Origin of the sequence: Bradyrhizobium sp. UBA2491, from assembly GCF_002341725.1 — a bacterium.
In the GTDB taxonomy this organism is placed as follows: Bacteria; Pseudomonadota; Alphaproteobacteria; order Rhizobiales; family Xanthobacteraceae; genus Bradyrhizobium.
Genome location: NZ_DDOP01000015.1, coordinates 39,051 through 57,339, shown reverse-complemented (window position 1 = coordinate 57,339; position 18,289 = coordinate 39,051). Strand labels below are relative to the sequence as shown.

At 66.0% G+C, this 18,289-nt stretch carries 14 protein-coding genes and 1 tRNA gene; 8 read left to right on the top strand and 7 right to left on the bottom strand.

The features are described from left to right. Positions 1–5: 5 nt before the first annotated feature. Positions 6–251, top strand: a complete 246-nt coding sequence (locus B2W55_RS04060) for a FliM/FliN family flagellar motor switch protein (protein ID WP_021080574.1) — start codon at positions 6–8, stop codon at positions 249–251. A 92-nt stretch (positions 252–343) separates the two neighbouring features. After that, a tRNA-Leu gene (locus B2W55_RS04055) sits at positions 344–428 on the top strand. A 227-nt stretch (positions 429–655) separates the two neighbouring features. On the opposite strand, the gene B2W55_RS04050 is transcribed toward B2W55_RS04055, so the two are convergent. The 3 genes from B2W55_RS04050 to B2W55_RS04040 form a co-directional block, all read right to left on the bottom strand. Beyond that, positions 656–2,614, bottom strand: coding sequence for a reverse transcriptase family protein (locus B2W55_RS04050; RefSeq protein ID WP_244442209.1), 1,959 nt, complete (start codon positions 2,612–2,614; stop codon positions 656–658). A 217-nt stretch (positions 2,615–2,831) separates the two neighbouring features. Next, the gene (locus tag B2W55_RS04045) at positions 2,832–4,502 is read right to left on the bottom strand and encodes an SWIM zinc finger family protein (protein WP_024581281.1); all 1,671 of its coding nucleotides are present in this window, start codon (positions 4,500–4,502) and stop codon (positions 2,832–2,834) included. Continuing rightward, the gene (locus tag B2W55_RS04040) at positions 4,499–7,657 is read right to left on the bottom strand and encodes a hypothetical protein (protein ID WP_024581282.1); all 3,159 of its coding nucleotides are present in this window, start codon (positions 7,655–7,657) and stop codon (positions 4,499–4,501) included. Before B2W55_RS04040 ends, B2W55_RS04045 begins: the two co-directional genes overlap by 4 nt. A 234-nt stretch (positions 7,658–7,891) precedes the next feature. On the opposite strand from B2W55_RS04040, the gene B2W55_RS04035 reads away from it, so the two are divergent. Continuing rightward, positions 7,892–8,266, top strand: a complete 375-nt coding sequence (locus tag B2W55_RS04035) for a hypothetical protein (RefSeq protein WP_024581283.1) — start codon at positions 7,892–7,894, stop codon at positions 8,264–8,266. Positions 8,267–8,272: 6 nt separating this feature from the next. On the opposite strand, the gene B2W55_RS04030 is transcribed toward B2W55_RS04035, so the two are convergent. Further along, positions 8,273–9,640: a polysaccharide deacetylase family protein gene (locus tag B2W55_RS04030; RefSeq protein ID WP_024581284.1), complete on the bottom strand. Its 1,368-nt coding sequence runs from the start codon at positions 9,638–9,640 to the stop codon at positions 8,273–8,275. Between the two features lie 96 nt (positions 9,641–9,736). Next, a complete protein-coding gene (locus tag B2W55_RS04025) occupies positions 9,737–10,552 on the bottom strand; it encodes a polysaccharide deacetylase family protein (RefSeq protein ID WP_024581285.1) in 816 nt (271 codons plus the stop codon). A gap of 84 nt (positions 10,553–10,636) precedes the next feature. Here B2W55_RS04025 and mgtE point away from each other — a divergent pair, with 84 nt between their 5' ends. Together mgtE and B2W55_RS04015 are read left to right on the top strand one after the other, a co-directional pair. Beyond that, positions 10,637–12,058: a magnesium transporter gene (gene mgtE / locus B2W55_RS04020; RefSeq protein WP_024581286.1), complete on the top strand. Its 1,422-nt coding sequence runs from the start codon at positions 10,637–10,639 to the stop codon at positions 12,056–12,058. Between the two features lie 81 nt (positions 12,059–12,139). Then, positions 12,140–12,460: a helix-turn-helix domain-containing protein gene (locus tag B2W55_RS04015; RefSeq protein ID WP_024581287.1), complete on the top strand. Its 321-nt coding sequence runs from the start codon at positions 12,140–12,142 to the stop codon at positions 12,458–12,460. Positions 12,461–12,532: 72 nt separating this feature from the next. On the opposite strand, the gene B2W55_RS04010 is transcribed toward B2W55_RS04015, so the two are convergent. Beyond that, positions 12,533–12,913, bottom strand: coding sequence for a hypothetical protein (locus B2W55_RS04010; RefSeq protein WP_244442210.1), 381 nt, complete (start codon positions 12,911–12,913; stop codon positions 12,533–12,535). A 483-nt stretch (positions 12,914–13,396) separates the two neighbouring features. After that, positions 13,397–14,284, bottom strand: coding sequence for a LysR substrate-binding domain-containing protein (locus tag B2W55_RS04005; protein WP_024581290.1), 888 nt, complete (start codon positions 14,282–14,284; stop codon positions 13,397–13,399). A gap of 80 nt (positions 14,285–14,364) precedes the next feature. Here B2W55_RS04005 and psrA point away from each other — a divergent pair, with 80 nt between their 5' ends. The 3 genes from psrA to phnY are packed head-to-tail and all read left to right on the top strand — an operon-like array spanning position 14,365 to position 18,242. Continuing rightward, a complete protein-coding gene (gene psrA, locus B2W55_RS04000) occupies positions 14,365–15,495 on the top strand; it encodes an iron-containing alcohol dehydrogenase PsrA (RefSeq protein ID WP_024581291.1) in 1,131 nt (376 codons plus the stop codon). Positions 15,496–15,520: 25 nt separating this feature from the next. Continuing rightward, positions 15,521–16,768, top strand: coding sequence for a phosphonoacetate hydrolase (gene phnA, locus B2W55_RS03995; protein WP_200894408.1), 1,248 nt, complete (start codon positions 15,521–15,523; stop codon positions 16,766–16,768). Between the two features lie 25 nt (positions 16,769–16,793). Continuing rightward, positions 16,794–18,242 (top strand): phosphonoacetaldehyde dehydrogenase, encoded by a 1,449-nt coding sequence (gene phnY, locus B2W55_RS03990; protein ID WP_024581293.1) that lies wholly within the window; start codon positions 16,794–16,796, stop codon positions 18,240–18,242. Positions 18,243–18,289: the final 47 nt, after the last annotated feature.

Genomic DNA, 18,289 nt, shown 5'->3' with positions numbered 1-18,289 from the left:
CAGAAGTGCCCACCCTCGATAAAGTCAGCGTAGATCTCATGGTGGTCCTCGGCACCACCACCATGCCGATTCACCAGGTCATGCGGCTGTCCCGCGGCGCCATCATCGAACTGGATGCCACCGAGGCCGACGAGGTCAAGATCCTCGCCAACAACCTGCCGGTCGCGAGCGGCGTGGTATTGGTCGACCGCAACCGGATTGCGGTCGAGGTCAAGCAAATGCTGCCGAAATCTCCCGGGGTTCGCAGTTAATTCAAGCATCAAGCCGCTTGTCCCTGCATCCGTGATTTGTTACATGGCCCCGTCGATGCGGCGGCGCCTTAGGGTTCCATCCGACATCCTTAGCGCTCGTGGCGGAATTGGTAGACGCGCTGCCTTGAGGTGGCAGTGGGTAACACCGTGGGGGTTCGAGTCCCTCCGAGCGCACCACCCCCAGAATTTGCATTGAAATCGTTACGGTTTTGGTTCCGGCGCGGCCCGATATGGGCGTGGTGGGAACGCTGGATGTTGGGGCTTGGGGTCCGGTTCTGGCTCGCGCAGAAGCCCACCACCATGCCGCGGCCTGCGTTGAATCGCCCGCAGCGATTCTTCCGCTCGAACTCTCGATCGCCTGTTCGGCTTTGGCCGCTCGAGCCTGACCAGACAGGGGCGTTGGCTCAGCGCCGCCACCATCGCCTGAAGTAGAAAAACAATATCGCGCCGGCGATTGCGGGGCCGCCGGGGACCGGCAGCAGGGCGAGCGCGGCCAGGATCACCAATGCGGTGACGAACCACGGTGGCCTTTTCCTGCCAGGTGCCGTCGCCGGGCCTGCCGTGGGGGCAGGCTGCGGGCCGGCTGCGTGCGTCGCACCCGCCGGTGGAGGCGGAACATTGGGCATGCGCGACGGGCTGGGCGCTGCCGTGCGCGCTTGCGCAGCCCGCTTCTTTTCGTCCTGCCGTGCCAGCGCGACCAGCACTGGGTCCGGCGCTGGCGGTGGGCGCTCCGCGGGTGCCCATTGTCGGCCAGGCGGCATCTGGCCGGTGGCCGCGGCCTTGCGGAATGCGGCGCGGGTCGGGCGCCGCGCGGAGCGCGTTGGCGCGTATTGCGCGGCGAGGCGTTGCGCACGCTGAAGCAGCGGCGTGCCGCTCGCAGGATCCACCATCACGGCGAAATGGCCGAAGCCGAGCAGCGAGCGGATCACGTCCTTGCCGGGGCCGAAATGCTTGCCCTCCGGCCCGTGGCGCTCGACCTGCTGCAGCACGGCGCGGTACCGGCGCAACAGGTCGCGCGGCACCGCCACCGCCTCGTTCACGGTGAGGCCGGTAACCTCCTGGCGCGACGAGCGGCGCATCACGCGCGTCTTGTCCGGATGGATATTGAACCCTTCGGCCCCGACGATACCGTGCACGGCCTTGAGCAGTGTCCCGATCTTTTTCACCGCTTCGCCCGAGCCGGAGAAGGTCAGGTCGTCGGCGTAGCGGCTGTAGACGAAGCCGAGTGTCCGCGCGAGGCCGACAAGGCGCCGGTCGAGTTTGCGGCAGATCAGGTTGGTGATCGCCGGGCTGGTCGGCGCGCCCTGCGGCAGCAGCCGCGGGCCGTCGGCGATGAAATGGCGCTCGCCATCGAGCGACACTTCGTCGACCATCGGCTCGGTGCACAGCAGCGCAAGCGGGATCGCGACCGCCTCCGTGTAGCCCAGCGCCTCGAACAAACCCTTGACGCGAGCATAGGTCAGGGTCGGGAAGAAGTCCTTGAGATCGAGATTGATCACCACGTCGCGGCCGACATGGTTGCGCGCATTGGTCAGGATGGAACGCTCAGGCGCAAATCCATGCGCGGCATCATGCAGCGGCACCCGCGCGAGAATGTTGTCGAGCACCCAGTACTGCGCGCGCTTGAGGCGCGGCATCGGCGCCGAGATCAACCGCTCGCCGCCGCTCTTCTTGGGGATCGTGAAGCGCTGGTAGTGATTGACCGAGGCCACTTTCCTGTTGAAGGCGAGGAAGCGCAGCTCACCCAGCGGCACGCCCATCGCGTCGGCCAGCGCCTTGGCATCGGTGAGCGGGGGCAGGCCATCGCGCAGGGGCGTGGCGGTGGTGTGGGTATGAAGGCCGTGCGAGACGTCCTCGCCGAGATAGAGCACATCGCGCTTGCGCCGATCGTACCAGGCAAAGGCCCGGCTTTGTCGTGCCTCGGCGTTGCGACGCTTGGTCTCCTGCCGCCGCGCCATCGCCTCGGCCTTGCGGCGCTTGTGCATTTCCTTCAGCGCCCGCGCGGGATCACCGAGGGTGGCGTTCTGGCGCTGCAATTCGGTAAGCTCGCGCATCGCATCGGCGCGGGCGCGGATCACCTCCGCGGCGGGCGCCGGTGCGTCTTCGCCGTCGGGCCAGAAACCGAGCCGGATCATCTCTTCGAGGATGACCTCGTCCTTCGACGACTGGCGGATGCGGTCGTAGAGTTCCTGACGCGTCAGCGTGCCGGGGGCAACGGTTTCGTTCACGCGGCCGGCCCTCCGGTCGAGAGTGTGACGGCAACGTCGCGGAGGGGGATCGGAAAGGGCGCAGGCCGGATTGCCTTCGTCTCTTCTAGGAACTGGATCGATCCACTCGACGCCGGGGCGTCCACCCGTACGCAATTGGGTTCAAAGAACCCATTCTGCGATTGCGTACGGGTGGACTGCCCCGGCCCAGTGAAGATCGGGCCAGTGACGCATGCGTGGTCATGGTGCAAGGACGGCGATACGCCGCCCGGGTTGCAAGGTCCTGACCGGCCTGCGCCCTTCCGAATGCAGTGATACGCGAATTGTCGCCGGAGATTCAAGCCGGCTCTGGCGCTCGAAGCTTTCATGTCACTCATGCGATGGCGGGTCCGTCCTGGGCGACGCCCTCGACTTGCGAATGGAAGATCCGGCGCAGCGCGAGCATGTGCTCGCAAGGACCGCGCATCAGTTTGTTGTGGCCGTAGAAGTGGCAGCTGCATCGCGCCTCGATGAGACGGTCGTCCTCGTCGATGACGAGGTTCACCTGCTCGGTGCGGGCATTGTCGAGCACGCTGCCGCTGATGGCGCGAGCGCCCTGGTTGCGATCAATGCTGCCGATCGTCACCAGGTTGGCGTCGATCAGGCGATCGGCCTTCTCCTCCTGCGCGCTCGAGAAGCGCAACTGGGCCGGCGACAACGGCTCGCGCGTCAGCTCGCGCAGACGGTAGAGCGACTTGTCGAGGTCGAACATGGCGCGCCCGGCCTGGGTGTAGGCCGTCAGCGCCGCGTGCACGAGCGTCTGGTCGACGCCGGTCTGTCGTGCCAGCTCGGCGGCGCTCGCCGCGTGGGACTTGCCGAGCGCCGCGAAAACACGTTGCGCGGTGTCGTTGTCGACCTTGTGGTGCGGCGCGAGCAAATCGAATTGTCCGGCGGACGACCAGTCATTCGCGGTCCAGCCCGACAGGCCGAGCGTGAAGCGCAGGCCGCCGAAGTCGACGACGAAGAACGACGGCAGGCCACTCCCGGTCAGGTGCACCCGCACCGAGCGCGCCAGGGGCAGCGCCCGCCCGAGGATCACCAGCCGCCGCCGGCCCCAGATGCGGATCTCGGCGGCTGAATTGCCGCGATAGATCGAGCGACGGAACGTGAGTCGCTCGCCCCATGGCTCGATCACCACCTCCACCGGCGCGTCCGGCTTCAGCACGAACCGCAGCGAACGCGGGCCGGCCTTCTCCTTCTTCTGCGCGAGGCGGGTGAGGATGTTGGCCATGTCCACGGGATGCAGGTCGAATACATGCGCCGGCAGGGTCATGGCGCTCGACACTTGCAGGAAGCCGCGCACCCAGCTATCCGGCAGGTCGATCTTCTCCTCGCGGAAGTCGAGCTCGTCGCCGGTCTGCACCTCGAACCCGGTGGGGTCGATGGTGAGCGTGGTGTCGCGATAGGAGCGGATTTTCTGGAATTCGTCGTAGAGCGCGTGGCTGTAGTCGATATTGGTGGTGCCGAAAGCCATCTCGCCGAGGTTCTCGAACACGTCGTGGTCGCACGACAGCCGCCCGTAGCTCGATTCGTCGAGGCTGAAGCACTCGAAGAAGATCTCGTCCGGGTGCACTGTTATGACCGGATCGAGCACGATCCAGGCGTCGCGGTTCTGCTTGTAGAGGTAGTTGAAATAGGATTGCCGCGCCGCCCAGAACGGCTTCATCAGCCGATCGCGCTCGCGGTCGAAGCCGCGGATGCGGTCCTGCAATTCCGCGATGCGCGGCCTGATCGCCGCGGACTGCGCCGTCGCCTCGGCGAGGAAGTTGGCCTCGTTCTGCTTCAGCCACTCGAAATAGGCGGTGCGGTCGCGCGGCTTGAAGCGCAGGTCCGAGACGACGACATGATGCAGCGCGGAGATCGCCTCGCGGAATGCGAGGTGACGCGCGACCTTGCCGGTGAAGAAAGTCGGCTGACGCAGCGTGTCCGGCGCGAAGGCGAACGACGATGAGGCGGCGTCGGACGAGGCGCTGGTGCTGCCGAGAAATCGATATGCGAAATTCATGCGGCAGTTCCGCTGGTTTGCGAGCCGCCGCCCGGCGGCGTGCGACCGGCGCGGGCCACGGTGATGGGCAGCGCGAGATCCGGCCATGTATGCGCGACGTCGCGCAGGATGATCAGCGCGGGCGCCTTGTCACGCAGGGTCACGCTGAGCGTGAAGTCGTGCAGGAGCTGTGCGATCGCGGCCGCGCGGTCGCGGTGCGCCAGCGCCTCGTTGCGCAGTGCCGTGAAGATCCGGTCCTTCGCGATACGCCCGCGGTTGATCTGCATCAGGATGATGCGGGCCTGGGTGAGGAACTTGGCGAAGATCGTCGCATCCGCCAGCGACTGGCCGGTGATCAATTCGGTGACAAAGAGATGGAAGCTGCCGGAAGGGTGCTCCAGCACGCGCCCCAGCACCTCGGCGATATCGCCGTCGGCGAGGCTGCGCCGCAGCAGCAGGCGGGCGCCGTCCTGCACCGCCGGTACGGTCGAGTCCGCCATGACGGCCAACGCGGCCGCGGGCAGCGCGTCGCCGGGCCAGGCGGTGAGGCGGTTCACCGCGGTCGTTCGTACGTCGTCCCACTCGCTCTCGACCAGCAGCACGGCGTTCTGCGGGTCGGCGCGGAAGCGGGCCTCGTCAGCTTCAAAGGCATGAAGCGCGAAGCGGCGCACGGCGGCGAATGGATGGTTGCCGAGGCGTGCCAGTTGCCGGATCGAGAAGTGCGACGGGGCGCGGCTCTCCAACAGTGTCGCGCCCAGCATGCGCGCACCGCCGGCACGTGCCTGCAACAGGCGCCAGAGCGTACCATCGTCGATGCCGGCCGCGGCCTGCGGCAAGGCTTCGACGAACAGCGTCACCATGTCGGCTGCATGGCCTTCGACCGGCTCGGCGCGGAAGAAGCCGGCCATCAATGCGTCGCGCAGCCGGATGGCAAAAGCTTCATCGGTCGCCGCAAGACGCGCGACAAGCGGACGGGCGGCCGCGCGCAGCCCGGCATGGGCGCCGGTGGCCGCCAGGGTGATGCCATCGCGATGCTGCGCAAGCGCTGCGTCGTCGAGCCGCGCCAGCAGGCGCATCGAGGCGATGCGGATCTCCGGCGCATCGGCCTGCAAGATGGCCTGCCAGAATGCTTCCGGCAGGTCGCCGGGCTGGGTCGGCGTCACGGCGATGAGCTGGATGCTGGCCGCCTGCACGTCGGGGCTGGCGTGGCCGGTCAGGCTTTCGATCACCTCCGGCTCGAGCGGGCAGTCGCGATCCGGCCATAGCTGAGGCAGCAGCGCGAGAGCGGCGGCGAGGCCGGCGCGCTGCAGGGCGTCAAGTTCGGCCGGCAACTGCGCGAGCCAGGCCGCGAACGCCTGCGTTGCGCTGGCGCGCTGCTCTCGTGTCGGCGCGCGATCGCGCAGCCAGTGGCGCGTGCGGCCTTGTACGTCGTCGTACGGGCTCGTCAGTGTGGCGCGAGCAAGCGCGGGGTTGGCCCACGGCCAGTCGGCGCGATCGTCGATGGCGCGGATCGCCAGATCGCGCATCTCAGATGCCGTCGTATCGAGCAGCGCGGCGATCAACGCCGCATCGGCCCTGCCGGCATCGATCAGACGCCGCGCGATCGCGGTCGCGAGCGTAGTGACTTCCGGATAGGGCGAGGCCAGCAGGCCGCCGATCGCGGCGATATCCATCGCATCGGGGCGTGCTGGACCCTGACGCAGTGCTTCGGCCGCGAACCGCGCCGCCGCATGATTGCGCGCCAGCGCCGCGACGCGCAGCAGCCGCTGCGGCTGGGCATCCCATAGCGCGGGGAACGCTTCCTCGCGCTGCGCTGGCGCACGCGCGCCGACATGGCGATGCGTGAGCGCTTTGTCATAGAAGCGCGTGGTTGCAGCCGTGGCATGCAGCAGATGGCTGACGCTCCAGACGCGGCTGAGCGCTTCGGTGGAATGGGGGATGGGACGAAAGCTGCCGTCGATCCGGACATGCTCGGTCCACGTCGCCGGCTTGGTGCCATCGGCGTCGGTGAAGGCGAGCAGGAGGTCGCTCGCCATCGCCGTGAAGGCGTCCTGTCCGAGCTCGGCGCGCTTGCGCAGCATGCGCCACGCGCGCCGCTTGAAATAGAGCAGGGTCTGGTCCGACAGCGCGATGCGCGGAGCCGCGCTCTGCTGTTCCTCGCTGAGCTTCAGCGCCTGGCGGGAACCCGGTATCCAGACTCGGTCGTTATAGATCCGGCCGCGATAATACATCGGCGTCGCCAACTCGAATTGCCGTGCCGTCGCGGCGAACAGCGGACCGTCGTCGGTGAGATCGGCATATTTGAACAGGCGCCGCAGCACCTGCACGAAAGGCGGCCGCGGGCTCATCGCGTGCACGGCCGCGAGCAGCGTCTTGCGCGCGGCGGAGTCTGCAAGTGCTTGATGGGCGAGGGCGATCAGGAACTGATTGGCAAAACCCGGATGCGCCGCGTTCGCCGCCAGCAGCGCTTGCGTCAAGCCGGCGCCATTGCCGTTCACGAGCGCCATCTCAATGTCGCGCATCGCCGCGGTATCTGACGCTCGCGGCAGCGACAGTCGCGGTGACGATCGCCGCGTGCCCATCAATTCGCTTGCGAGGGCATAGGCCGCGTAATCGCGCGTCACCGGACTGGCATTGACGTCGGCGCAGCGGCGCAACACGTCGAAGGCGTCCGCGCCGCCGCAGCGTGCCAGCGCATATAACAGGCTGTAACTCGCATGCGCCGCGCCAATCTTCTCGGCGAGGGCCGCGAGTTGAGGATAGGCCGACGCCAGCCGGACTACGCCGAGGCGCCACAGCAGGCGGTCGCGCTCCTTTTCCGGCCACGCGTTTCGCGCACAGATCGCGAGCTTTCTGAGAAGTTCCGCATCGCGTCCGTCGGCATCGGCAGCAGCATCGCGAGCGATCAACGGCGGTGCATCGCCCTCGATGCGGCGGTAGCCACCGTTGATCTTGGATACCACGACGCTGTCGAACAGCTTTTCGGCGTTCGCGCGCGTAACCGGCGATGTCGTCTTGGTTCCGTCCCTCAGGGATGTGCCGCGGCGGCCATATCTAAAATTGACGAGATAGCGTGCGTCGTTATCGGCACGTTCCAGATCGACCAGATCGACTTCGTAGAGCTTGTCGGAACCGCCTTCCTTCATCCAGAGGCGAACGGAACGTACGACTTGCATTGACCACCCTGGGATGTCCGGGGCGGACTACATCGCAAGCGGGGCGCGCTGCGTCAATGGGCGCCTGGTGCGGACGGACTTCGCGTGTGACGTCGAGGTTCCGACCGATGCGGTTCTGTAACACCAGCCGGGTAGGGTAGCTGTTGCACGGCCTTGCTGGTATGGCGCTGCCGACCGGAGGTCGCTGCGTCTCCCGATCGTGCCGCCGCGAGCCTGCCCCACCCGGAGTATCCGATGATCCTTGCCAGCTACGCCTATCGCGCCCTCTCCAATTTCGTGTTCCTGGGGCTGGTCTATTTCACGCTGAACCTGCTGGAGAAGTACGAGCAGCGCGCGACGGTCGCGATCCTGATCCTGGTCTATGCGGCGATGCATGCGTTCTCCGGCCTGCGCTCGTTCTATTTCTTCCAGCGGATCGAGCGGCTGGAAGGCGAGACGCGGCGGTTGGCCGCAGCGGCCGGCGAGGGCCCCAATGCGGCGGCCTCGCGCAAGCAGATCGTCGCCGGTGTCACCGAGCTCAGGCATGCCGGCGAGATCAAATCCTATATCGACATCTTCTTTCTGGCGCTGGTGATCCTGCTCTGTGTCGCCAAGATCGTGGCCAGCTAGATCGCACTAATCAGGTACGCGCTTGCTGGCGGCCGAGGCTTCGGCGCGCGGCGTGCGCTTGGTGACGTGTACTGCCGCGTTGCTCGCGGCCGGCAGTCCGACATGCTGCGGCACGCCGTGGCCTCTGCCATGCGGAGCGGGGATCTGATGCGCGGCCTGCTTCGGACGCCTGGCCTGGCGTGCCGAGATCGCCTGCGCGCGCGGTGCACCGGCGGCTGGACCAACCGCGTGTTGAGCGAGGCGACGGCTTGCCGCCGATCGGGACGCGAGCAATGTCACGTCCAGCGCCTCGGGAACGCGAAACACGTCGGCCGCCGGAACAGGCAATGTCGAGGCCGCCGCGAACTGCGTCGGCTGCGGCTGCGGCCACGCCGTGCGGACCGGCATGCCAATCCGGGCGTGCTGCGCGTGATCGAGGATGTCGGCGTCACGCCAGTCCATGTCTGCAAACACAGGCGCAGGCAGCGTGCGAGTAGCGGTGAAGATGAAGTTCGGAATCCTCGGCCAGCGCGAGATCGCTACGGTCTCGGTCGGCGGACGCATGAACCATTGCTGCGGCTGGGTCGGCGTTGCCGGCCGGTCGGTCGTGGCCGGCACCACATGGACGATGCGATAGCCGCGCTCTTTCAGCGTGGCGAGGATGCGCGGCAGCGCCGCGACGGTGCGCGGCTGGATGTCGTGCAGCAGCAGGATGCCCTTGTGCTTGGCCTCGATGCGCTGGATCGCGAGATCGTAGACCCGCTGCGGCGAGATGTGGCGCCAGTCGTCGGCCGGGAAGTCGGCGCTCCAGACCTGGATGCCCTGCGACGCCAGATAGGCCTCAGGAATCTCGGCGCGCATCAGGCCGGGGATCCGGAAGAACGGCGCCAGCTTGCTCTTGTCGCCGTTGAGCGCTGCGAGCGTCGAGGCGATGCCGTCGTCGACTTCCTTTTGCACCTTCTCGAGCGGCATCTTGTTCATCGTCAGCGGATGATTCTGGCTGTGGGTGCCGACGGTATGGCCTGCCGCGATCAGCTTGCGCACGCCCTCCGGATTGGCCCTCGCCTGCGCGCCGATGGTGAAGAAGGTCGCCTTGACGCATTGGCTGGCGAGGATGGCCAAAATCTGGTTGCTGTATTTCGGCAGCGGTCCGTCATCGAAGGTCAGCACCACCTCGTGATCGGCGAGCGGCAAGGTCTCCGGATACTGCATGGTGCCGATCCGCGGATGCTCCCTGGGGTCGACGACGAGGGTCCGCGAGGTGCCGAGCGCGTTCGGGTTACCCTGGCACTCCGCAGCGCCCGCCTGCTGCGTCAGCAAGCACGAGCCCAGCAGCGCCGCGCCGATCACGGTCCGCGACCGCTTCCGGATCATCACCAGGACGTTTGCAATCATCGAATCTCGGCCGCATTCCAAACGCACTGACGAATCCTTAGGTGCCGCGCCATGAACGCCGCCTTAACAGTCTGTAATCCAGCCTTGGGCCTGGGTTCAATGTGTCCGATCCGACACGGTTTTCATCGCCGCCGGCACAATGTGGACGACGTGAAAATTATGCTCCTGCAGATACCTCAAAAAGGCGGGCAGCATTTCGGCGGTTCGCATTTGCGGGTCGTGTAGCAGGATAATTCCCTTGCGGTGGGCTTCGAGCCGCCCGGTGAGCAGCTTGAGTTCCTCCTCGGGGGTCATCTTGTTCCAGTCGCTGGCCCAGAAGTCGGCCCCGAACACCGCGATACCGCGCTTTTCCATGCGGTCCAGCAAAGCGGGGGTCGATTCGAAATACGGGAACCGGAAGAACGGCGTGCTCGGAACCGAGCTCACTGTACCGTGCAGGGCCTTGCCGACCGCTTCGATCCCCTGGTTGATATTCGCCTCGGCCTGATCCGTCGGCATCTTGTTGAGGTGCGGATGGTCCCAGCTGTGATAGCCGATGCTGTGCCCGAGGCGCGCGATCTTGCGGACCATGTCGGGGTGATCGGCGGCATTGCGGCCAACCATGAAGAAGGTGGCCAGCACGCATTCGGTCCCGAGCGCGGTCAGCACCTTGTCGGTGACCCCCGGCGTCGGCCCGTCGTCGAAGGTCAGCACCACCTCGCCATCCCTGAGCGGCAGGGTCTGCGGAAAGCTCTTCAGCCCGACGCGCGGATAGGTCGCAGGATCGACCTCGAGCACACGCGAGGTACCAAGCGCGTCCTTGCGCGGGCATTCGGCGGCGTGGGCCGGGGCGACCAGCGCGGCGGGCGCGAGTGCGATCAGGATCGCGACAACGTTCAGGATCGGTCGTGGTGCGCTCGACATATTTCTCATTGCACTGGCCCCCGCCGATTAGGTAATCCGTTCCGCACTCATCCAACCAGTTTTTCCCCTCCTGTCAAACCGGCGAAACACGGCATGGCCGAGAATTTCGACGTTGCCGAACCCGCCGAGGCCGACCCGCTGGCGCAGATGCCGATGCGGGACGAGGAGGGCCAGCTTCGCCCCGAATTCGTCGCTGGCATCACCCGGGCCATCCACGCCGCTGACCGGCCTCTGCTGTGCGAGGTGGTCGCGGAGCTGCACGAGGCCGATCTCGGCGACCTGATCGCGGCGCTGGAGCCGGACGACCGCGTCACCCTGGTCGAGATCACCGGCACCGATTTCGACTTCTCGGCGCTCAACGAGGTCGACGAGACGGTCCGCGAGGAAATCCTCGAGGAGCTCGAGCCGGAGACGGTTGCGGAGGGTGTCCGCGAGCTCGAATCCGACGACGCCGTCGAGCTGTTGGAGAGCCTCGACGAGGAAGACCAGGAAGAGATCCTGGAGAAGCTGCCGGCGGCCGAGCGCGAGGACATCGAGCGCAGCCTGCTGTATCCGGAGAATTCCGCTGGCCGGCGGATGCAGACCGAGTTCATCGCGGTGCCGCCGGATCGGACGGTCGGGCAGGCGATCGACTACATGCGCGATACGCCCGATCTGCCGGACCGCTTCTATGAGATCTATGTGGTCGACGCCGACAGGCACCTGCTCGGCGCGGTGCCGCTCGACGTCCTGCTGCGCACGCGCCGTCCGGTTCCGGTCGCGGAGCTGATCGACGAGGACCGTCGCCGGGTCTCCGCGCTGGAGGACCAGGAAGCGGTCGCGCGGATGTTCGGCAAGTACAATCTTGTCGCAGCGCCAGTGGTCGATACCACCGACCGGCTGGTCGGCGTCATCACCATCGACGACGTCGTCGACGTGATCGAGGAGGAGGCCGACGAGGACCTCAAGGCGCTCGGCGGCGTCACCCATCCGGAAGAGCTGTCCGACACGGTCTGGACCATCGCCCGCGGTCGCTTCAACTGGCTCCTGGTCAATCTCGCCACCGCGTTCCTCGCCTCGTCGGTGCTCGGCCTGTTCGAGGGCCAGCTCGAGAAGATGGTGGCGCTCGCGGTGCTGGCGCCGATCGTGGCGAGCCAGGGCGGCAATGCCGCGACCCAGACCATGACGGTCGCGGTGCGCGCGCTCGCCACCCGCGAGCTCGGCTCCTACAACGCGATGCGCGTGGTGTTGCGCGAGACCATGGTCGGGCTCGTCAACGGCATCGCCTTTGCCGTCATCACCGGAATTGCCGCGGTGGCCTGGTTCAAGATTCCGGGGCTTGGCCTCGTGATCGGGCTTGCGATCATCTGCAACCTGGTCGCCGGCGCGCTCGGCGGCATCCTGATTCCGATGGTGCTGGAACGGGTGCGTGCCGACCCCGCGGTCGCCTCCGGCACGTTTGTCACGACGGTCACCGACGTGGTCGGCTTCTTCTCGTTCCTCGGCATCGCCACGCTGTGGTTCGGGCTGAAATAGCGGGAGCCTTGACGACCGGCTTATCGTTAATCGCGGCTTAACGGGGTTGGTGGAAGATGCGCCATCTCGAAGGGGGCCATCATGCAGCGATTGCGGCTCAAGGCGGACGGACGGATCGTCGAATTGCGGGACGGGCAGGAAGTCCCGCTCGTGCCCGCGCATCCGGCCGAGGCGGCGACGGCAGCCGGGGCCACGCAACCTGCCGTGCGGGATCTGCGCCGTCGCGCCCAGCTCACCCAGCTCGAATTCGCTGCCAAGCTCGGCGTGCCCGTGGAAACCATCCGCAACTGGGAGCAGGGCAAGCGCGCACCGCGGGGACCTGCCCGCGCGCTGCTCGCCGTGATCGCCCATTCGCCGGAAACGGTGTTCGCCGCGCTGTCGAGCGAGCCGACGGCGGCGTGAGCCGACACGACCAGCGTGCGCTCCACCTAGCCTGCGATTCAGCCCTGTGTTGCTGCCGGATTGTTTGGCCGATCACCTGAGGTGATACTTCCTGCCGTTGGTGTTCGGGTCGGTATTGTCGCTGGTGGAGAACATCAGGGCCGGGCCGAAATAATTCCAGCTGTCCCGGTAGAGCCAGAAGCGGCCCGCGCCCTTGTCGATGATGTCCTGCTGGGGCGTGTTCGCCGGGCCGAGCAGTCGGTCGTCCTCATACAGCTTGGCGGCATCAAGCGGGCCGTCAAAATATTTGACGGGCATCAGATACGCGTGGCCCTGGTAGAGCCGCATCATGCCCCGGAGGAGGTGTTTGTCGATCGGACTTGGAGGAACCAGGTAAAGCAGCGCAGTTGACGCGAGCGCAAACAGCGTCGATCCGATCGCGATGCGGGTGCTTGCTGATGTCTTATGCGCCAATTCTCTCAGGCTCCTTGTTGTGAGGCTTTCCTTCCGGACCAGCTCCCCTGATCCCGAATAGCCGATAGGAGTCCGTCAAGCCCTGTTCGTGGCCTTCGCGAAAACCAACCCGATACGCCATGCGCGCGCTGACACCGAGCAGAGCAACCATGCCAAGAGCGAGGAGGAATGCGGTCAGCATGGGGCAGGGCCAACGGTGGCTGTAAGCTGGATCGTGAACCTATACAGCCGTTCATCATGCCAATCTATATCCGACTTGCGGCTTTCCCATGCCGGGTTCGCAAGAAGTTTATATCGGTTGTGGCGAAACACCGTCCGCACGCGCTGAGGGAATTTGGCGATCGGCGGCCGCGTGATTGCTCGAAACGATCCGCGTGTTTGGACATCAACGCTGTCCGGGTGGTTCGCTGCGTTGGGTCACGGCCAGGCTTTTCATCTTTTGATCGGTGATTTCGCGCACGGGATGGGAACCTCCCGGCCGGTTCAGCCACTGCGATCGCTTTCCGTCATGCGCCGCACCGTATCGATGAACGCCTTGATGATCGGGGAGTGCCCGCGCCCGCTGTGGTGGGCGATGCTGTATTGGGTCGTGATGGTGCGGTCGCTGATTTCGAGCGTGCGCAGATTGGGATGCGGAACGAATTCGAAATCGGCAACCACGCTGATGCCGAGCCCGCGCTCGACCGCCTTCCAGACGCCCTCGCGGCTCTCGATCTCGAACACCGGCTCGATCCGGATGCCTTCGGCCTGCATCGTCGCCTCGAACGCGCGCCGCGTGGTCGAGCCACGCTCGCGCAGCACGATCGGCTGGTCGGCGAGTTCGCGCAGCCTGACCGACTTCCGCTTGAACCAGGGATGATCGCGGTTGACGAACACGATCACGCGGTGCGTGCGGTAAGGGATCATGGTGACGCGCGGATCCTCCGGGACCTCCGCGAGGATCGCGACATCGGCCTCGAAGTCGACGATGTGGCGCAGGGTGCGCTCGGAATTGCCGAGCAGGGTCGATATCTGCACCTCCGGGTGATCGCGCTTGAAGGCGGCAATGATCTCGGTGGCGTGAAACGGGCCGACGGTCGCGACCCGGAGATGCCCCTTGGTCGCCTTGCCATGCGCGGCCAACAACTCATGCGCCTCGTCGCAGAACGTCATGATGCCGCGGGTGATCTCGAACAGTGCGGCGCCGGCTTCGGTCAATTCAGTGTGGCGCGGTTTCCGGATCAGGAGTTCGACGCCGTAGGTCTCCTCCAGCTCCTTGACCTGGATGGTCAGCGTCGGCTGGCCGACATGGAGCACACGCGACGCCGCGGTGAAGCCGCCATGGGCGGCGACCGCGTGGAAGGCGCGGAGCTGGCTGAACGCTATTGACATAATCAATAGAACATATCCGAAGAATGAATTTGTCAATGGCAGGCAGTGCCGTACTTTCGCGCCAAACGGAGGACGCGTGGATGGTCTGGAGCTATTGCAACCCGGTAAGGATCGAATTCGGAGCCGACAGCTTCGACAAGCTGCCGGCGTTGATCGGCAAGCGCGCCTACGCGCTCGTGACCTATGGCGAGCCGTTCTTCGACGAATTGGAGCGGCGGTTGCGCGCCGCGGCAGGCCCGTCCGTCCTGACGATCCGCGACGTTGCCCCCAATCCGGACTACCGCCTGCTCACCGAGCAGTCCGCGCGCTTTGCCGGGCTTGCCAGTCAGCCCGAGGTGATCGTCGCGCTCGGCGGCGGCTCGGTGATCGATTCCGCAAAGGTGTTCGCGGCGGCGGGCGGTGACTTCGCGACAGTCAAAACCTATCTCGAGACGCAGCAGGGCGCCGAGCGCCTCGCGGCGATCCCGATCATCGCGGTGCCGACCACCGCCGGCACCGGCAGCGAGGTGACCTGCTGGGGCACGGTGTGGGACGAGGCCAACGGCAAGAAATATTCGCTGGCACGCGCATCGCTCTATCCGACCCATGCAGTGATCGATCCCCGGCTGATGCTCGGCAAGCCGCAGCTGCTCACCATCAGCACCGGCCTCGACGCGCTGTCGCATGCGCTGGAGAGCATCTGGAACGTCAACAACAATCCGGTGTCGGCCAATCACGCGGTGGCGGCGGCGCGTGGTGTTCTCGACGTGCTGCCGAAGCTCGCCAATGATCTCGGCAATCTCGAGCTGCGCAGCCGCATGGCGCAGGCGGCGCTGTTCGCCGGCCTGGCGTTCTCCAACACCAAAACCGCGATCGCGCATTCGCTGTCCTATCCGATCACGCTGCGGCACGGCGTGCAGCACGGCATCGCCTGCTCGTTCTCGCTGCCGATGGTGCTGCGGAGCGTGAAGGGGGCGGGCGGGCTCTGCGAGGACAGCCTGCGGCAGATATTCGGTGCTGACCTCACGAGGGCGGCCGACGATCTCGAGGACTTCATGGCGCGGCTCGGCATCTCCTGCAATCCGGCCGCCTACAGGATCGAACGTGCGGAATGGCACGCGCTGATCGCGGACTCGCTCGAGGGCGAGCGCGGCCGCAACTTCCTTGGCTCGAAGGAGCGGCTGATCGAGGCATCGCAGACACAACGCATGCCGAGCGCGGTCAGCGCGTGACGACGGCGTAGCGCCAAGGAGAGACATCATGCAAGACAATCGCAAGACCATCACCGTCAACGGTCGCGGCTATGGCGCGCCGACGCGGCCGACCGTCGTGATCTGCCTCGACGGTTCGGAGCCGGGCTATATCGAGCAGGCGATCGAGGCCGGCGTGGCGCCGACTTTCGCCCGCTTCATGACGGAGGGCGCGCATGTTCATGCCACCAGCGTGATCCCGAGCTTCACCAATCCGAACAACCTTTCGATCATCACCGGACGGCCGCCCGCGGTGCACGGTATCGCCGGCAATTACTTCTATGACACGGCGAGCAATGCCGAGGTCATGATGAATGACCCGAAATTCCTGCGCGCGCCGACCATCCTCGCCGGCGTTCATGACGCCGGCTACAAGGTCGCCGCGGTCACCGCCAAGGACAAGCTGCGCACGTTGCTCGCCTTCGGGCTCGACTATGCGAGCGGCCGCGCCATCGCGTTTTCGTCGGAGAAAGCCGACCAGGCCACCAAGGCCAACAACGGCATCGACAACGTGCTCGACTTCGTCGGCCTGCCGCTGCCCGAGGTCTACTCGGCCGACCTGTCGCGCTTCGTGTTCGCGGCCGGCGTCAAGCTGGTCGAGCGCCATCGTCCTGATCTGATGTACCTGTCGACCACCGACTACATCCAGCACAAGGTCGGGCTCGGCACCAAGGTCGCCAACGACTTCTACGCGATGATCGACGGCTATCTAGCCAAGCTCGACGCGCTCGGCTGCAACATCGTGGCGACCGCCGACCACGGCATGAACGACAAGTTCCTGCCCGACGGCAAACCGGACGTGATCTATCTCCAGGACGTCATGGACGACTGGACGGGTGCGGGCGCCGCGCGCGTGATCCTGCCGATCACGGATCCCTACGTCGCCCATCACGGCTCGCTCGGCTCGTTCGCGACCATCTACACGCCCGAAGGCGCCGACGTCGGCACGCTGCTGATGCGGCTGCGCGACATCAAGGGCATCGAGGTGGCGCTGACGCGTACGGATGCTTGCGCCCGGTTCGAGCTGCCGCCGGACCGGATCGGCGACGTCGTCGTGATCTCGACCAGGCACAAGGTGCTCGGCACCAGCGCAGCCAAGCACGATCTGTCCGGCCTCACCGAACCGCTGCGCTCGCATGGCGGGCTGACCGAGCAGCGGGTGCCGCTGATCGCCAACCGCAAGATCGAGCTGCCGGCCGGTCACGCCCTGCGCAATTTCGACGCCTTCGACGTCGCGCTCAACCGCATCCAGTGACGCCTCCGGACTCAAGGACAACGCCATGAACATCCAGACCCCGGCCGTTCGCCACGAGCAGATGCGGATCGCAGGCAGCCTCGTCGACACCGAGGAGCATGTCGAGGTTTTCAATCCCTACACCAACAAGGTGGTCGGCACGGTGCCGGCGGCGCGCCCGGAGCATGTGCGCAGCGCATTTGCCAAGGCGGCCGCGTTCAAGCCGAAGCTGACGCGTTACGAGCGGCAACGCATCCTGCTGCGCACCGCCGAGCTCCTGGCCGGCCGCAAGGAGGAGTTCGCGCGACTGATCACCGCGGAATCCGGGCTGTGCTGGAAGGATTCGCTCTATGAGGCCGGCCGCGCCTACGACGTCTATTCGTTTGCCGGACAGCTCGCGATCAAGGACGATGGCGAGACGTTTTCCTGCGACATCAGCCCGCAGGGCAAGGCGCGCAAGATCTTCACGACGCGGACGCCGCTGCTTGGCGCGATCTCGGCGATCACGCCGTTCAACCATCCGCTCAACATGGTGAGCCACAAGATCGCTCCCGCGATCGCGACCAACAACCGCGTGGTGCTGAAGCCGACCGAGCTGACGCCATTGACCGCGCTCGCGCTCGCCGACGTGCTCTATGAAGCCGGCTTACCGCCCGAGATGCTGTCGGTGGTGACCGGCAATCCGCATTCGATGGGGGATGCGATGATCACCGATCCTGACGCCGATCTCGTGACCTTCACGGGCTCGGTCCGGGTCGGCAAGCACATCGCCAACAAAGCCGGCTACAAGCGCCTGGTGCTCGAGCTCGGCGGCAACGATCCGCTGATCGTGATGGAGGATGCCGACCTCGAGAAGGCGGCGGAGCTTGCGGTCACCGGCGCGACCAAGAATTCGGGCCAGCGCTGCACCGCCGTCAAACGCATCCTCTGCGTCGAGGCGGTTGCCGACGACTTCTCGGCTCTCGTTCTGAAGAAGGCGCGGATGCTGAAATGCGGCGATCCGATGGATCCGACGGTCGACGTCGGCACGGTGATCCATGAGGGCGCGGCGAAGGAATTCGAGCGCCGCGTCAATGCCGCCGTCACCGATGGCGCCGAACTGCTGCATGGCAACGACCGCCAGGGCGCGCTGTATCCGCCGACGGTGGTCGATCGGATTCCCTGGACCAGCGAACTGGTGATGCAGGAGACCTTCGGGCCGGTGATCCCGATCATCCGGGTGCCCAACGACATCGAGAGCGTGATCCGGATTTCGAACGCGACCGCGTTCGGCCTGTCGTCCGGCGTCTGCACCAACCGGCTCGACTACATCACGCGGTTCGTCAGCGAGCTCGACGTCGGCACCGTCAATGTCTGGGAAGTGCCGGGCTACCGGATCGAGATGTCGCCGTTCGGCGGGATCAAGGACTCCGGCCTTGGTTACAAGGAAGGCGTGCAGGAGGCGATCAAGAGCTTCACCAACGTCAAGACCTACTCGCTGCCCTGGCCCGCATAGGGACGCGCGTCGATCCGAACGAGGGCCGCACGCGCAGCACAAGAACG

Coding starts and splice junctions, on each gene's coding strand:
- B2W55_RS04045 (WP_024581281.1), bottom strand. CDS start 4,502: ATGAATTTCGCATATCGATTTCTCGGCAGCACCAGCGCCTCGTCCGAC.
- B2W55_RS04040 (WP_024581282.1), bottom strand. CDS start 7,657: ATGCAAGTCGTACGTTCCGTTCGCCTCTGGATGAAGGAAGGCGGTTCC.
- B2W55_RS04035 (WP_024581283.1), top strand. CDS start 7,892: ATGATCCTTGCCAGCTACGCCTATCGCGCCCTCTCCAATTTCGTGTTC.
- B2W55_RS04030 (WP_024581284.1), bottom strand. CDS start 9,640: ATGATTGCAAACGTCCTGGTGATGATCCGGAAGCGGTCGCGGACCGTG.
- B2W55_RS04025 (WP_024581285.1), bottom strand. CDS start 10,552: ATGAGAAATATGTCGAGCGCACCACGACCGATCCTGAACGTTGTCGCG.
- mgtE (WP_024581286.1), top strand. CDS start 10,637: ATGGCCGAGAATTTCGACGTTGCCGAACCCGCCGAGGCCGACCCGCTG.
- B2W55_RS04015 (WP_024581287.1), top strand. CDS start 12,140: ATGCAGCGATTGCGGCTCAAGGCGGACGGACGGATCGTCGAATTGCGG.
- B2W55_RS04005 (WP_024581290.1), bottom strand. CDS start 14,284: ATGTCAATAGCGTTCAGCCAGCTCCGCGCCTTCCACGCGGTCGCCGCC.
- psrA (WP_024581291.1), top strand. CDS start 14,365: ATGGTCTGGAGCTATTGCAACCCGGTAAGGATCGAATTCGGAGCCGAC.
- phnY (WP_024581293.1), top strand. CDS start 16,794: ATGAACATCCAGACCCCGGCCGTTCGCCACGAGCAGATGCGGATCGCA.